General features: G+C 35.2%; 13 protein-coding genes. 9 read left to right on the plus strand and 4 right to left on the minus strand.

All coding sequences use genetic code 11. The annotated features are described in order from the left end of the window. From GR162_RS20970 to GR162_RS21000, 7 genes are all read left to right on the plus strand, one after another. On the plus strand, positions 1-4663 hold a 4663-nt coding region (locus GR162_RS20970; RefSeq protein WP_160783718.1), incomplete at its 5' end, for a T9SS type B sorting domain-containing protein. A gap of 43 nt (positions 4664-4706) precedes the next feature. Next, on the plus strand, positions 4707-5687 hold the full coding sequence (locus tag GR162_RS20975) for a type IX secretion system membrane protein PorP/SprF (RefSeq protein ID WP_237421409.1): 981 nt from the start codon (positions 4707-4709) through the stop codon (positions 5685-5687). A gap of 158 nt (positions 5688-5845) precedes the next feature. Beyond that, positions 5846-7033: a phosphoglycerate kinase gene (gene pgk / locus GR162_RS20980; protein WP_160783720.1), complete on the plus strand. Its 1188-nt coding sequence runs from the start codon at positions 5846-5848 to the stop codon at positions 7031-7033. A 110-nt stretch (positions 7034-7143) separates the two neighbouring features. After that, positions 7144-8955 carry a LysM peptidoglycan-binding domain-containing protein gene (locus GR162_RS20985; protein ID WP_160783721.1) on the plus strand — a complete coding sequence of 604 codons (1812 nt, stop codon included), beginning with the start codon at positions 7144-7146 and terminating at the stop codon, positions 8953-8955. 46 nt (positions 8956-9001) lie between these two features. Next, the gene (locus GR162_RS20990; RefSeq protein ID WP_160783722.1) at positions 9002-9970 is read left to right on the plus strand and encodes a DUF4837 family protein; all 969 of its coding nucleotides are present in this window, start codon (positions 9002-9004) and stop codon (positions 9968-9970) included. Between the two features lie 153 nt (positions 9971-10123). After that, positions 10124-10765 carry a DUF1579 domain-containing protein gene (locus tag GR162_RS20995; RefSeq protein WP_160783723.1) on the plus strand — a complete coding sequence of 214 codons (642 nt, stop codon included), beginning with the start codon at positions 10124-10126 and terminating at the stop codon, positions 10763-10765. A 162-nt stretch (positions 10766-10927) separates the two neighbouring features. Beyond that, positions 10928-11374: a GNAT family N-acetyltransferase gene (locus GR162_RS21000; protein WP_160783724.1), complete on the plus strand. Its 447-nt coding sequence runs from the start codon at positions 10928-10930 to the stop codon at positions 11372-11374. A 67-nt stretch (positions 11375-11441) separates the two neighbouring features. Here GR162_RS21000 and GR162_RS21005 read toward each other — a convergent pair whose 3' ends face one another. The 4 genes from GR162_RS21005 to rnpA form a co-directional block, all read right to left on the minus strand. Beyond that, the gene (locus tag GR162_RS21005; protein ID WP_160783725.1) at positions 11442-12245 is read right to left on the minus strand and encodes an OmpA family protein; all 804 of its coding nucleotides are present in this window, start codon (positions 12243-12245) and stop codon (positions 11442-11444) included. A gap of 3 nt (positions 12246-12248) precedes the next feature. Continuing rightward, complete coding sequence (locus tag GR162_RS21010) at positions 12249-13886, minus strand: S41 family peptidase (protein WP_160783726.1); 1638 nt, start codon at positions 13884-13886, stop codon at positions 12249-12251. A 2-nt stretch (positions 13887-13888) separates the two neighbouring features. Beyond that, entirely contained in the window at positions 13889-14728 is an 840-nt protein-coding gene (locus GR162_RS21015; RefSeq protein ID WP_160783727.1) for a DUF4349 domain-containing protein, read from the minus strand. 70 nt (positions 14729-14798) lie between these two features. Then, positions 14799-15203: a ribonuclease P protein component gene (gene rnpA / locus GR162_RS21020; RefSeq protein ID WP_160783728.1), complete on the minus strand. Its 405-nt coding sequence runs from the start codon at positions 15201-15203 to the stop codon at positions 14799-14801. Between the two features lie 125 nt (positions 15204-15328). On the opposite strand from rnpA, the gene GR162_RS21025 reads away from it, so the two are divergent. After that, positions 15329-16075, plus strand: a complete 747-nt coding sequence (locus tag GR162_RS21025) for a 1-acyl-sn-glycerol-3-phosphate acyltransferase (protein ID WP_091129274.1) — start codon at positions 15329-15331, stop codon at positions 16073-16075. 45 nt (positions 16076-16120) lie between these two features. Continuing rightward, positions 16121-17116 (plus strand): acyl-ACP desaturase, encoded by a 996-nt coding sequence (locus GR162_RS21030; RefSeq protein ID WP_160783729.1) that lies wholly within the window; start codon positions 16121-16123, stop codon positions 17114-17116. Positions 17117-17155: the final 39 nt, after the last annotated feature.

A 17155-nucleotide genomic window follows, 5' to 3' on the forward strand; every position in this document is an offset into this window, starting at 1 on the left:
TAACTGTATCATTGCAGCGCCAGTTAGTGTAACTATCCCTGCATTGAACCCTCCAACCATTAATACTGTTAACGGAACAGATATTTACTGTGCTCCGACAGCTAATACAACTAGTACAGTAACTGTAAATGTTACAAATGGAGTTGGTCCATTGCATTTCGAGATTCTTTCTCCGGCAAGTGCAACAACGAATACTTCGGGAGCTACTAGTGGTGTGTTTACATTACTTGATGCAGGTACTTACTTATTCCAAGTAACAGATGCTAATGGTTGTAAAGACGAAGAATATTATACAGTTAAACCATTAGTTAACATTACAATTGCTACTCAATTGGTTAGTGATGTTAGCTGTAATGGCGGTGCAAATGGTTCTGTGAAATTTGACGTTGATAACTTCAGTGGTACTTATACTGCCGCATTAATTGGTGGTCCAACTACTGGAACAATTACACAAGTAGGAAAAGTTGTTACTTTAACTAATCTGCCAATTGGTAATTATACAATTGAAGTTACAGATCAAATAACAAACTGTAAAGCTAGTGCTTCAGCGACTGTTGGTCAGCCATCAGTATTGACACTAACTGAAACAGCAAATGTTCATGCAAACTGTAATTCAGGTGCACAAGTAAGCGTTACAGCTGCAGGTGGAACTCCAAATTACAGATATGCATTTGTCGCGGGAACTGGAACTCCAACGGCTACAGATTACACTAATAGCAATAATGTGATATTAGATCCGGCTGTAAGTACAACTTGGAGAGCTTATGTTATTGATGCTAATAATTGTGAAACATTTATTCCAATTACAATTGTGATGGATCCAATACCAAGCGCAATTACAGCAAACGTGACAAGCCAATGTCCAACAGCAGCTGGTGAATATACATTTACGGTTAACGTTGGTTCGGGTGTTGCACCTTACGAGTATAGCATTGGAAGCGGATTCCAATCTAGCCCGACATTTACCGTAAATAAACCAGGAACATATGATATTACAGTAATAGATGCAAATGCATGTACAGCAACTGCGACAGCAGCTGTGACTATTTCACCAGCATTACAGCTTAATACTGTTGTAAATACGCTTCCAAGCTGTACATTAAATAATGGTGTAATTACAGCAACTGCTTCAGGTGGTTCTGCAACAGCAAATTATAGATATACTTTAGATGGCGGTGTTATTGTAAATACTACACCTGCGGTATTCAATAATGTCGCGCCAGGTACACATATTGTAAGAGTAAGAGACGTTGTTACAGGATGTGTATTCCAAGTAACAGTTGAAATTGCTCCAGCAACAGTGATAACAGGATTTGCATTACAAGGAACGAATGTGTCTTGTAAAGGCGGCTCTGATGCAACAATTACTGCTACTTTAGATCCAAGCAACGTGGGCGTAAATGATAATCCAGTTTACACTTACACATTAACAGGTACGACGGCTTTAGGTGTTGCGGTAAACAGACCAGCTCAAACACTTAATGTATTCGAAAACCTTCAGGCGGGAGATTATACAGTGACGGTAACATCTGGTAGAGGTTGTCAAGATTCTGAAGATATTAGAATTAATGAAAACCCTTTAATCACAGTAGGCGCTCCAATTATTGCACAGTACGGTTGTGCAACTGGTACAAATACGTCAGCTTATGCTACGATTACTGTAAGTACAGTAACAGGAGGTTCAGGTAACTATGTAATCTACGAATTCTTGAAAAACGGTGTAGTAGTTCAAAAAGGTGCCGAAAAAGTATACAGCGAAGCTGATTTCTTAGGAGGAAGCTATACTATAAATGTTTATGATGATAAAGGGTGTATGGGAACCACTGCAGCAGCATCAGTTATTAATCCATTTATTAGCCTGGATGCAATAAAAGTAAATGTGAATACAGCTGTTACATGTACTTCTAATGAAGATATCACAGTAACTGTTACATCAACAGGCGGTACCCCAGTACTTCTTAATTATACAGTTACAGGTGTAAACGGAAATGCATTCATTCAGACAAATACAAGTGGTGTATTCACAGGATTAACAATAGGTGAATATCTAATTACGGTACATAACCCAGCAACTGGTTGTTCAATTCAAACAGTACATTATGTTAATAATCCTAATACTTTCGACATTAAAGCAGTGACAGTAAACGGACAAATTTGTTATGGAGCTGCTAACGGAAGCGTAGATTTAACATTTGTTGACAATCAATCGAACCCAACAAATGATGCAGGTGCATTCAACTATGTAATCACTGGCCCGGTTCCAAGCAACGGAACTGCAGCAAATGCAGGGCCAATTAGAATTTCTAATTTAACTGCAGGTCAGTATACAGTTAGAGCAACATTGGTTAATAATCCATTCTGTACTGTCACAACATTATTTACAATTGAGCAACCAGCTGTAGAATTACAATTGTCAACTACAAAATCAGCTATTACTTGTGCTACAGGCAATAATGATGGTGAAATCTCTGCATCTGCTACAGGAGGTTGGGATAATAAGTACGAGTATCAATTGGTATTGAACGGAACAATCTTAGTAGATTACTCTCAACAATCTGTATTCTCTGGATTATCTGCTGGTACTTATACAATCAATGTTAGAGATAATGTGGGATGTATTGATACATCAACAGAAGTATTAGCTATTCCATCTCCAATAACATTTACTGCAACTCCGAGCGCAACAGTATTATCATGTTTTGGTGATAAAACTGCTACTATAACAGTTTCAGTTCCAACAGGAGGGCAAGGAAGTAATTATATGTACACATTAAACACTGTGGTTGGAACACAAACAATATCTTCAGGTCCTCAATCATCGAATATTTTTGGTGGACTAGGTGCTGGTACTTATTCTATAAAAGTAACAGACGGATTTAATTGTGAGGCAACATCTGCAAGTATTGTTATTACAGAACCAACAGAAGTTATTCCTAACTTAATTTTGGCTTCTTCGCAAACTTGTAACGTACAATCGACACTTACATTAAGTGCAACAGGAGGTGTAGGTCCATATAGCTATAGTACAGATCCTAATTTTGCAACAAACATGGGCACATTTGCTTCATCTGTTACATTCTCTGTGCCAGTAGGAACTTACAAATATTATGTGAGAGATACTAATAACTGTGTAAGTTTTGTTTCTAATGAAATAAAAATAGATCCTTTGGCTCCATTGACAGTAGAATTAGATATTACTAATGCTGTAGTAAAATGTACTGGTGAAGCTACAGGAGTAATCGTTGCAGAAGCAAAAGGAGGTTTAGGAAACTATATCTATACTTTACAAGATGCAGCTGGAAACCCTATTCAAGGACCTCAAAACAACGGAAGATTTGAAAATCTTTTAATAGGAATTTATAAAGTAAAAGTAGACAGCGGAGATTGTAGTAGTACTTCTGTTAATGCTGTAATAACTGAGCCTGCAGCTGCATTGATAGCAACATTTACACCGACTAATGTTTCTTGTTTTGGTGAAAATAATGGTAAAATCGTAATTGCAGCGAGTGGAGGAACAGGAGTTATTAAATATGCAATCTCACCAGATTTAAATCAGTTTGATTTCATTACAACATTTGATAGACTTGCTCCAGGAACTTATACAGTAATTGCTCAAGATGAAAATGGTTGTTATGTGAGACAAGATGTTGAAATTACACAACCTAACCCGGTTATTGTAACAGAAGTTCCAAACTCTATGATCCCTGAAGTATGCGACGGAGATAAAGATGGTGCATTCAGTATTGAAGTTAAAGGTGGTACATTACCTTATAGCGTAAGTTTAGATAATGAAAAAGGACCATTTACTCAGGGTACAGCTACTCAAACAATATTTGATTTCACTAATCTAGCTGGAGGAACACATACAGTATATGTGAAAGATGCAGAAGGTTGTATAATTGAGTTTGTAGAAAACATGCCAAACGCAGTAATTCTTAATCCAACTGCTGAGGTAACATATGATTGCGTTAACAATACACAAGCCAACATGGTTGTAGTAACAATTGATGCTTCAATTACGAACCCAGCAGATGTTGATTATTCATTAGATAACAATGGAGTATTCCAGCCAAGCAACATCTTTACAAATGTTCCTGCTGGTGATCACTTCATCGTTGCAAGACATACTAATGGTTGTGAGGTACCAACTCCAATCTTTACTGTTAATGCAGTTGCGGAACTTGGTTTAATCGACATCACAAACCAAAGCAAAGACATCAACACAATTGTTGTACAAGCTTCTGGAGGTGTTGCTCCTTATGAGTACAGCTTCAATGGTGAACCATTCTCATCATCTAATAGCTATAGAATCTACAAAACAGGAGATTATGTAGTTATCGTAAGAGATAAAAATGGTTGTGAGAAAACAATAACAGTTCATGGTACATTCTATGACTTCTGTATGCCAAACTACTTTACACCAAATGGTGACGGACAAAACGATACTATTGGTCCAGATTGTGGTGCATTAGCATACAAAGAGTTGACATTCGATATTTATGATAGATACGGTAGAGTAGTAGCGAAATACCGTGTTAATGGAAAATGGGACGGTAGATATCATGGAGACGAATTACCAACAGGAGATTACTGGTATGTTCTTAAACTGAATGATCCAAAAGATCCAAGAGAATTTGTTGGACATTTCACATTATACAGATAACAAAATTATAGCCCCAATGATGTTATCTAAAAAAATTATTACAATGAAAAAGTTTATTTTATCCTTAGTACTCATGGCTGTAACAACAAGTTACAGCCAAGAGTTAAACCTACCAGTGTTTACGCAGTATTTAGCTGATAACCCTTTTATTCTTTCTCCTGCTTATGCGGGTATTGGAGATAATCTCCGTATTAGAGCCAATGGCTTGACACAGTGGGTCGGAATTAAAGACGCACCAGACAACCAATCATTGTACGCCGATTTTCGTGTTCTGGATCGTTCCGGAGTAGGTATTTCATTGTATAATGACAGCAACGGTAATACAAGACAAACGGGGGCCAAAGTTTCTTTCGCGCACCACTTGATTTTAGATTATCGTTCAGAGCAATATCTTTCTTTTGGTATATCGTACAACTTCAATAGTTTTCGTTTAGAAACTGGTAATTTTGTTGGTGACGTAAATGGGCCTGGAGGTGTTATAGATCCTTCGATAACAGATAACCGTCATACATCAAACAATAACTTTGACATTAGTGCTTTGTATCGTAATAGAGGTTTTTATTTGAGTTTTAATGCCAATAACGTATTAAAGAAAAACTTGACTGCTGAAAGAACAGACGAACCAGACCTGCTATCAAATTTTCAAGTTTACTCTGGATTCACTTTTAGAGACGGAGAAAATAGACGTATCGAATACGAACCATCTGTTTTCTTCCAATATTTTGCGAGTGACCAGCGTTCTACAACCGATTTAAACTTCAAATACAGACGTTATAACCGTTACGAAGATTATTATTGGATCGGAGTTTCATACCGTTTCTTAAATGACCAGTTCCCAAAACCTTTGGCAATGGGACCAATGGCTGGTTTTATGAAATCTAAATTCTATTTTGCATACTCTTACCAGTTGATGTTTAATGGTCTTGGAGCATATAACACAGGAACACATTCCATCACAATCGGATTTGACTTCTTGCAATCAATCAGTAACTGTCCTTGTACACAAAGTCCGGTTCACGATTAAACAAATAATTTTTATCATCTTTAAGAATTATTTTGTTTGTTTTCATAATTTACAACGTTTTCGTTTTTATTGTTCGATTATTTTTGCTTTTTTGAAATTTAGACTACTGTAAAAGTTCTATATTTGTTATTCTTTCAAAAAATTAAAAAAATTAGCAGATGAAAACTTTAAACGATTTCGATTTTAAAAATAAAAAAGCAATTATTCGTGTTGACTTCAACGTGCCATTGGATGAAAATTTTAATGTAACCGATACAACACGTATTGAGGCTGCAAAACCAACAATCGATACAATTTTAAAACAAGGTGGAAGTGTGATTTTAATGTCGCATTTAGGAAGACCAAAAGGAGCAGAAGAGAAATATTCTCTAAAACATATCTTAAAAACAGCTTCTGAGATTTTAGGAGTTCAAGTTAAATTTGCTGAAAACTGCGTTGGAGAACCAGCTCAAACTGCAGCAAAAGATTTAAAGCTAGGCGAAGTTCTTTTATTAGAAAATTTACGTTTTCATGCAGAAGAAGAAGCTGGGGATGTAGCTTTCGCTAAAGAATTGGCTTCTCTTGGAGACATCTATGTAAACGATGCATTTGGTACAGCTCACAGAGCACATGCATCTACTACAATTATCGCACAATTTTTTCCAAACGATAAATGTTTCGGAACATTATTGGCAAAAGAAATTGACAGTTTAAATAAAGTTCTTAAAAACAGTGAAAAACCTGTAACAGCTGTTCTTGGTGGTTCAAAAGTTTCTTCTAAAATCACCGTTATCGAAAATATCTTAGATAAAGTAGATCACATGATTATTGGAGGTGGAATGACTTTTACTTTCATTAAAGCTCAAGGCGGAAAAATCGGCGAATCTATCTGCGAAGATGACAAATTAGATCTAGCTCTTGAAATTTTAAGATTAGCAAAAGAAAAAGGCGTTCAGGTTCATATTCCTGTTGATGTTATTGCTGCAGACGATTTCTCAAACAATGCAAATACTCAGGTTGTAGACGTAACTGAAATTCCTGACGGATGGCAAGGTTTAGATGCAGGCCCAAAATCTTTAGAGAATTTCAAAAAAGTAATTTTGGAGTCAAAAACAATTCTTTGGAACGGTCCATTAGGAGTTTTTGAAATGGAAACGTTCTCTAAAGGAACAATCGCATTAGGGGATTATATCGCAGAAGCTACAGCAAATGGAGCGTTTTCATTAGTTGGTGGTGGAGATTCTGTTGCAGCAGTAAAACAGTTCGGATTTGAAGATAAAATGAGCTACGTTTCCACTGGTGGCGGGGCTATGCTTGAAATGTTAGAAGGAAGAATTTTACCTGGAATCGCAGCGATTTTAGACTAAAAAATCACAATTAACATTTTTTTAAACACTTTTCTTCAATAAAGAGCTTAGATTTGCAAAAATACAACTCTTGTAATTGTTTGAATTACAGAATTTTAAAATAATGTTATATGATTGTAAGGAAATTATCGATTGTGGTTTCGGCTTTCTTCTCGTTAGCTGTGTGTGCACAGGAAACGGCAAAGACAGACTTAGAACTGAAGCCAGAGGTTAAGCTTTCATATTTAGATTCTATTAAAAGCACATTCAAAAAAAACGATCTTGCGACAAAAGTAGATAGTTTATGGATGAACGAATTAGTAAGTCTGGATATTTATGATGATCTGACCAAAGACATTCAAACCATTAACAAAGATGTTACTGTTGATGAAGAACTCCCAACCGAACTGCTAAAGCAGCGTTTGGCAGCGATGAATCAGAAATCACCTTTTGAGATCGAATACAATCAAGGTTTAGAAAATATAATAAAGTCATTTCTTAAGAACCGTAAAAAATCGTTTTCTCGATTAATGGCTTTATCAGAATATTATTTCCCAATCTTCGAGGACGCTTTTGCCAAACAAAACGTTCCTCTGGAAATAAAATATTTAGCCGTTGTAGAATCTGCTTTAAATCCTAAAGCAGTTTCTAAAATGGGCGCGACGGGTCTTTGGCAGTTTATGTACGGAACCGGAAAACAATACGCTTTGAAAATCGATTCTTATATCGATGAAAGAAGTGACCCTCTTAAAGCTACTGCTGCGGCGTCAGAATACATGACCAAAATGTTCAATATTTTTGGTGACTGGGAACTGGTGTTAGCTTCTTACAACTCAGGTCCAGGAAATGTGACAAAAGCAATTCGTCGTTCTGGCGGAAAAACAAAATACTGGGACATTCGTAATTATCTTCCAAAAGAAACTCAAGGTTATGTACCTGCTTTCTTAGCAACAATGTACCTTTTTGAATACCACAAAGAACATGGCATTAATCCAGAAAGAGCTGTGGTTAAAAATTTTGAAACGGATACAGTAGCGGTCAAAAATCAAATGTCTTTCAAACAGCTTGCAGATTTGTTAGACATGCCACAATCTCAAATTCAGCTTTTAAATCCGTCATACAAAATGGGAGTTATTCCATTTTATCAGGGAGAACAGCATTTTATCAGACTTCCAAAAGATAAAATCGCAACATTTGTTTCCAACGAAGAACAGATTTATGCTTACGTAAAACATGATGCAGAGTTTAGAACCACTTCATCTCGACTTGCTGTAAAATATGCACCAAAAGTGAAACCAGCGGCTGTTAAACCAGCAGCGGTTGATAATGGTGATTTTGAATTTTATAAAGTTAGAAAAGGAGACAATTTAGGCGCGATTGCTGCTAAGTATGATGTAAGTATTTCCGATATTAAAAAATGGAATAACTTAAAAACAAATGCTGTAGCAATTGGACGAAGCCTAAAAATTAAAGCAGAAGAAGAGGCTCCTGTTAAAACTCTTCCTGCTGTTGTAGATAAAGAACAAGCAATTGCATCTGCAGAAAATAAAGAGAAAACAACCGTAGATATGGACTATGTTGTGGTGGCTGGAGATAATTTAGGCAGCATTGCAAAGAAATTCGGTACGACTATTGCGGAGTTAAAAGAACTTAATAATTTAACTTCAAATAACATTGGTTTAGGAAAAACATTGATTATTTCTAAAGCAGCGGTCGTTATAGAAGAGCCGGCTTCAACAGCAATTGCATCAAACTCGGTTGATTCATTCAAGAAAAAAGCACCTTCTAAAAACGTTAGTGAAGATTATTACGTTAAAAAAGGAGATTCTTTATACAGCATTTCTAAAAAATATCCTGGAGTAACAATTTCAGATATTAAAAAATGGAATGGTATTAAAGATGAAGATATTAAACCGGGAATGAAACTTAAAATAAACGGATAATAGAAAAATCTTATTAAATTTGGGTTTTATTTCATAAATTAAAAAAATGAATAAAACCCATTTTTTATTGCTATTAATTCCATTTTTCCTGACTTCTTGTTTCAAAAGTGAAAAACAAAACGAAACAGTCTCTGGAAAAACCAATACCATTTCGGTAATTATTGATGACCAGTTATGGTATGGAGAAGTGGGCGATAGTATCAGAAATAAATTTGCCTCTCCGGTTCTTGGACTTACCCAAGAAGAACCACTTTTTACCATAAACCAATATCCAGCCAGATTGCTTGAAGGTTTTGTGACCGATAGCCGAAGCATTATTGTGGTCAAAAAAGCACCTGTAGATAAATTCGAAATCATTCGAAGTAAAACATTACCTCACAATACATTCCGCATATACGGGAAATCTGTAGACGATATTATCTGCAGTATTGAGTTGAACGCCCCGCAAATAATTAAAATTATTCACGACGCTGAAATTCAAAAAATTCAAGAAGACAACAGTGCCTCGCTGTTAAATAAAGCAATCATAAAAAATAAATTTCATATTAATATTCAGATTCCGACAGGATATGAATACATGCTGCACAAAAAGAAATTCATCTGGCTTAAGAAAGAAATTATAAGTGGCAATACGAGTTTATTAATTTACCAGATTCCGCTTCATAATTTCAAGAAGAAAAAAGATGTTGTCAATGCAATTGTCAAAATGCGTGATTCGATTGGGAAATATATTCAAGGACGCGAGCCTAACACCCAAATGATTACCAGTGAAGCGTATGCACCCTATTTTTCAAAAGTGATTTTAGACAATAAAAACGCATTCGAAACAAAAGGAACATGGGAATTGAAAAATGATTTCATGACTGGGCCATTTATCAATTATGCTATTATTGATGAAACCTTTAATCGCGTTCTGGTTATCGAAGGATTCTCTTATTCGCCCTCACATCAAGAACGCGATTTAATGCTGGAACTAGAAGCGATAATAAAAACAGTGAGAATCGACAAACGATAAGTTTTTGTTTCAGGTTTCACATTTCAAGTTTTGTGCGTACTTAATGGTTCTAGTGTCCTTTGTGTAAAACCTTGCAACTTGAACCTCAAACTTCAAACTTGAAACAAAAATTTTTTGTACTTTTATTCATAACAAACATAAAAACAAATAGTTATGAAAAAATTAACCGCAACCTTAGCAATAATAACCCTGTGTTTTATTTCTTGTAAAAAAGAAGTGAAGTTAGAATCGACAACTCCAGCAGTGACAGATTCTGTTAAAACGGAAGAACCTGTTGCCGAAGCACCATTAGATTCTGCGGCGCAGATGAAAGCTTGGCAGGAATATGCAACGCCAGGAGATCCGCATAAAATACTGGCTGATGAAGTTGGAACATGGAATTGTGATATGACATTCTGGTCGGATGCCAATGCAAAACCCGAAAAAGAAACTTCTGTAGCAGAGATCAAAATGATCTTAGGCGGACGCTTTCAAGAAGCAACTTATAAAGGAACTATGATGGGACAGCCGTTTGAAGGTAAAGGAACGGTTGGTTATAATAATGCTAGTAAAGAATACATTTCCACATTTATAGATAATATGGGAACTGGTATGATGACCAGTAGAGGAAAGTATAACGAAAGCACCAAGAGTATAGAATATTTCGGAGAAATGGCCGATCCAGTAACCGCAAAAAACACCAAGTATAGAGAAGTGTACACGATCGTAGATGCTAAAACCCGAAAAATGGAAATGTACGATACAAAAAACGGAACCGAATATAAAAGCATGGAAATTATAATGACCAAAAAGTAGGTTCTATTCTAGGTTCAAAGCAACAACAAAGAAACAAAGGCACAAAGTGATAAACTTCGTGCCTTTGCAATTTCTATCAAAGGATGTATAAGAAAACTTTAGCGCAACAAAAAAATAAAATAACTTAGCGCCTTCGTGCCTTCGTGGCAAAAACAATCAAAAATGGAATTAAAATGGAAAATAAAGCCTTTTGAGGCATTAACTGTTCATGAGTTATATGATTTGCTCAGACTGAGAAGTGAAATCTTTGTAGTAGAGCAAAATTGCGTTTATTTGGATCTTGATGGGAAAGACAAGAAGGCTTTGCATCTAATTGGCGAGTTTGAAGGTAAAATCGTCGCATATTCACGTTTATTTGATGTTGGAATTAGTTTTGATAATGCTTCTATCGGAAGAGTAGTCGTAGACGCCAATTACAGAGATAGAAAATGGGGTCATGAATTAATGCGCGAAGCAATAGCAGCAATTAAATACAATTTTGGACAAAATAAAATCACGATTGGAGCACAATTGTATTTGAAGAAATTCTACGAAAGCCACGGTTTTGTCCAAACCAGCGAAATGTATTTAGAAGATGATATTCCTCACATAGAAATGATTCGAGAATAATTAAATGCAATTCAGCAAGGATTTTTAGCATACTCCAATCAGTAAAAAGACTTAGAATCTTTAAGAATTAAATTTTCGTAATCACAAATTCCACCCGCCGATCATAATTGTCGCCTCTGCCCAAAGGATATCTATTGCCGCACCCAACATACGTCATACGGCTTTTGGATACTTTTTTGGACATTAAATAGTGGAAAACCGTTTTGGCGCGGTTCCAAGAAAGTCTTCTTTCTTTAGTATCTCTATCAATTCCGTCGCTATAAATTTCTGGAGTGTAGCACACATGACCTCTTATTTCAAAATTAAGATTTCTATGATTTTGAAGTATGACTGCAATTTTATCCAGTTCTTTTTTAGAATTCCTAGTAAGTTTGGCGCTTCCGATATCAAATAAAATAGACTCTAAATATACTTTATCGCCCACTTTTAAATTGTCTTTGAACGAAGTATGAACCCCTTTCCCGAAACTATTTTTCTTAACAACAATTAAGTCAACCCGCCGATTTCGTAAACGTGTCTCGTACAGATTTTCTACCGTATCTGGTCTTACGACAACACGTCCTTTTCCTTCAAGAATTATAATTTTACTCTGGTTGAACCCTTTATTGATCAATAGATTCTGAATCGTATTGGCGCGATTATTTGATAATCTAAAGTTATACTCATCATTGCCGCGATCGTCACAATAGCCATAAATCTGTATAGACTCAACTTTTGCTGTGTCTATGTTTTTTATAAAGTTTGACACAACAGTAATCTGTTTGTCTGTTAAATCATACCTGTCAAATTCAAAATAAATAGTTTCAACAGGTTTTTGCTGTGCCGTTACTGTATAAAATGAAAAAAGAGTCAGGGCTAGAGTTATCTTCATTCACTACATTTTTAATATCGTTTTATATTCTGTAGGATTATTTAATACGCTGACTGCTCTTTTAATTTCTGAATTGTTTTTTAGATAATACTGATATAAACCTTCTTGATATTGATATCTCTTGATCAACTCTTCCAAAATCATGTTTTTGATTTCTTTTTGGTTTTTGTCCAGTAAAATTGTTTCGCTTTTTTCTAAAGCAGTTAACAATTGCTGATATTCGGCAGTAATGGTCTCATCGATTTTTTCTTTTTTAGCTGCAGCTAAAGTATTTTTCAAAGCCACTTCGGTTTCTGTGTCAAAAGTGATTTTATTGGCTTTTAGATATTGCTTGAAAGCGGTGTAATCAGCATCGGTCAAAGTTGGAATCTTGTCTCCTAAATTTGGATTTTTGTAATAATACGTTGTAGCGTAATCAAATACACCATCGTTTTTGATTAAAGCTGTTGCAATGGCACTCGTTTTTGCTTCTTCCAATTCGATATCTGGAAAAACTCCTCCGCCATCATAAACCGTTCGTCCTTTTCTGGTTTTAAAAGCATTATAATTTTTAGCATCAGTTTTTTGAGCAACGCCATTTTTATCTTTATGAGCATAATCCAAAGCTTGAATGCATCTTCCAGAAGGAGTATAATATCTTGAAATGGTTACTTTCAGCTGAGTTCCGTACGTTAAATCAACCGAACGCTGCACTAAACCTTTTCCGAAACTTCTGCTTCCTAGAATAACCGCGCGATCTAAATCCTGCAAAGCACCAGAAACAATTTCAGAAGCCGAAGCACTTCTTCCGTTTACTAAAATGGCTAACGGAATTTCAGTGTCAACTGGTTCTTTCTGTGTTTTATAAGTATTGTTATGTTTTTCAATTCGTGATTTAGTCGTAACAATTACTTCATTCTTTGGAACAAACAAATTGCAGATATCAATAGCCTCATTTAGTAAACCTCCAGGATTTCCTCTTAAATCCAAAACAATCTGTTTAGCTCCGTCAGCTTTTAATTTTTCTAATGCATCTTTTACTTCTGCAGAAGCTTTTCTGCTAAAATGCGCTAAAACAATATAACCCGTTTTATCATCAATTTTTCCGTAAAATGGAACAGATTTAATATCCACTTCATCCAAAACCAAAACCGTAGTATTTGGTTTTCCCTGACGGAGATATTTGATGTTGATTTTTGTGTTTTTTGTTCCTTTCAATAATTGCGAAGCGTCGTCTTTAAAATCAGCGATCAAAACATCACCAATTTGGATAATTTCATCGCCTGCTTTTAGTCCAGCTTTATCGGCAGGATAATTTTTATAAGGTTCACGAACAATCAGACGATCGTTTTTTCTAGAAATCAAAGCGCCAATCCCCGTATATTCTCCAGTATTGTTGATTTTAAAGTTTACAACATCCTGTTCGTTAAAATAAACCGTATATGGGTCTAAACTTCCTAACATGCTTTTAATGGCTTTATCCATCAAATCGCCTGGATTGGTTTCGTCGACGTAATTGGTGTTTACAGCTTTAAACAAAGTTGTAAAAATTTCGATCTGTTTGGCAATTTCAAAAAAATCTTCTCTAAAACTGGTTCCAACAAACAACATTCCCGCCGCAGCGACTGGTATAATAAATTTCTTTTTGAAATACGGATACATGATTATTCTTTTTTTCTTCTTTTTAATCTTTTTCTAATAAAATAGGCAAATACAACAAACAAAATAACAAAAGGCCAAACGCTGATTAATGAAATTAAAAAATCGGATAAACTGAAAAATCCTGATTTAATGGCAGTCCAGATTTTTGAGCCGTACGATATTTTTACGCCTTCTTTTTCGGCTATTGTTTTATAAAATTCAATGGTAACAGTGCTCTCAGAAACACGGCTTTCTAAATATTTAAGCTGACCTTCTTTAGCTTCAATCTCTTCGCGAATTGCCGAAATTTGTTTTTCAATTTCTAAAATTTCGCTGACTTTATTTGCTTTCTTTAAAATTTCAAGATAGCGTTCTTCTAGTTTTTTCTTTGTTTTTAGTCTTGAAGTCAGATCGATATATTGTTCGGTAACATCCTCAGCAGATATTTGCTTTTCATCAAAATAAGAAACACCTTTTGAAACGGCATCAATAAAACGGTCAAAATTTTGACTTGGAACTTTAATTACTAAAACTCTGCTAACATTATCGTAGTTTTTTCCTTCAGTATCATTTAAAACATTGCCATTGTGAGTAATAATAGCTTTTTTAATTTGATTGAAAGTATTTTCAAGATTATCAGTTTCAAATCTCAAGTGAGCTTGTTTGATGATCTTTTGTTCAATTTCTTGTTTGTCTTTTGGAGCTGAAGGAGCTGATTGAGCTGCATCTTCATTGTAAACGACTTCATCTTTTGGAGGTAATTCTACCGAGGCAATTTTGATATCTTTCGAATCCGGTTCGTAAGATTTACTGCATCCCGAAAGAGTCAAGAAAAAAAGACATAAGAAGAAAATATTTCGCATAAAATTTCAATTTAGAGCTAAAACTACGATTTTTTTGCCTAACTTGATTAATAATCTTATGTTTTGAGATTTACGCTTCGGTTTTTGGTTCAGAATCTAGAGGTTTGTTGATCTGCGCTGTAAATTTCTCAAATAGCTGAATCATTTTAGTATTGATTTCATCATAAGATAAACGGTCTTTGGTTTGATAAAAAAGCATTATCGAATATGGCTGATCCAAGTTATCCAAAAGCAAATGTTTGTTTAAACGATAGGTTTCTCTCAAAACCCTTTTGAAGTAATTTCGATCAACGGCTTTCTTGAAATATTTCTTAGAAACCGAAACGCCAATCTTAGTTTGTTCTTCTGAATTTGCTTCCGCTTGACGGTAAACCAAACGAAGCGGATATTTGGACACCGATTTTCCTTCAGAAAATAGTAAACCAATTGTCGTTTTGCTTTTTAAACGCTCGTTTTTAGGGTAAGTAAAGTTCATTTAATTCAGAAAAGATTTGCAAATTCTAGTGCAAAGGTACAATTAAACCATAAAAACAGTTATTGTTTTCAATTTTAATAAGTCTAAAAATATATTTACTACTTTTGCGCATTAATTTTTGAAGCATGGAAAAAATTATTTCTTATCCAATATCGGTAATTTACTATTTATTATTTGGTTTATGTTTGGCTGTTTTTCATCCAATTCAGTGGATTTGTTTAAATGTTTTTGGCTACCAGGCTCACAAAAAAAGTGTTGATTATTTAAATTTCTGCCTTTTAAAATGTACAAATCTTGTTGGAACAAGATATACAGTTGAAGGTGTAGACACGGTTCCGAAGGGTGCGCCAATCATTTTTGTGGCAAATCACCAAAGTATGTACGATATCGTGGCAATGATTTGGTATTTTAGACGTTTTCATTGTAAATTTGTAAGTAAGAAGGAGTTAGGAAGCGGAATTCCGAGTGTTTCTTTTAATTTGAAATACGGAGGATCTGTCTTAATTGACCGAAAAGACCCTAAACAAGCGATACCAGTTATCAAAGGCTTGTCTGAATATATCGAAAAAAACACAAGATCTGCCGTAATCTTTCCGGAAGGAACAAGAAGTAAGACAGGAATACCAAAAGAATTTGCGCAAAGCGGTTTAAAAATCTTATGCAAATATGCACCATCTGCATATGTTGTACCAGTAAGCATCAATAATTCTTGGAAAATGGTAAAGTTTGGTTTTTTTCCTGTTGGTTTAGGAAATCATCTGAAGTTTACAGCTCACAAACCTTTAGCTGTTAAAGATTACAAATTTGAAGAGCTGATGGAGATTACTGAAAAAGCAGTTAAAGAAGGAATAAATGAATATAAACAGGTTTAAGTTTTAGTCCGAGCTAAAATGAAAAACCCAAATCTATAATAAGTAATGTCTATAAAAAACATTAGATTAGAAGTAATGCAGTTTTTGGAAAAAAACGTGGATAGCTTCGTCGAACAGTATTTAATTCCAGTGGAAAAAATTTGGCAGCCGTCGGATTTCTTACCAGATTCTCAAGGGGAAAATTTCTTTGAAGAGGTAAAAGAATTACGCGAGATTGCCAAAGAACTTCCGTACGATTTCTGGGTTACGCTTGTTGGTGATACCATCACTGAGGAAGCATTGCCTACATATGAGTCATGGCTAATGGATGTTGAGGGAATAGATCAGCAAGAAGAAGGCCAAGGAAACGGTTGGGCAAAGTGGGTAAGACAATGGACTGGAGAAGAAAACCGTCACGGTGATCTTTTAAATAAATACTTGTATTTGTCTGGTCGTGTGAATATGCGTGAAATCGAAATGACTACACAGCACTTGATCAACGACGGTTTTGATATTGGAACTGGAACTGACCCGTACAAGAACTTTGTATATACTAGTTTTCAGGAATTAGCAACTTATGTTTCGCACAATAGAGTAGCGCAGATGGCTAAGAAATTTGGCGATAACAAATTGTCTAAAATGTGTAAAATGATTGCAGGTGATGAAATGCGCCACCATCACGCATATAGCGAATTTGTAACTAGAATTTTCCAAGTAGATCCGAGCGAAATGATGCTGGCTTTTCAATACATGATGAAGCAGAAAATCGTTATGCCGGCTCACTTTTTAAGAGAATCTGGTCAAAAAATCAGCAGTGCTTTCGAACAGTTTTCTGATTCAGCTCAACGTATCGGAGTGTATACTGCAAACGACTATGTTGAGATCATGCAGAAATTAATCAGCAAATGGGAAATTGATAAAATTTCTAATTTGAGCGATGAAGCAGAAAAAGCGCGTGATTACTTAATGAAATTACCAGCTCGTATGGCAAAAATCTCTGAGAGAATTGTGATTCCTAAAGAATCTCACATCTTCAAATGGGTTGAACCAGCGAGACTATAAATTTTAGATTTTAGAATGTAGATTTCAGATTTTATATTG

Source organism: Flavobacterium sp. HBTb2-11-1 (genome assembly GCF_009826975.1).
In the GTDB taxonomy this organism is placed as follows: domain Bacteria; phylum Bacteroidota; class Bacteroidia; order Flavobacteriales; family Flavobacteriaceae; genus Flavobacterium.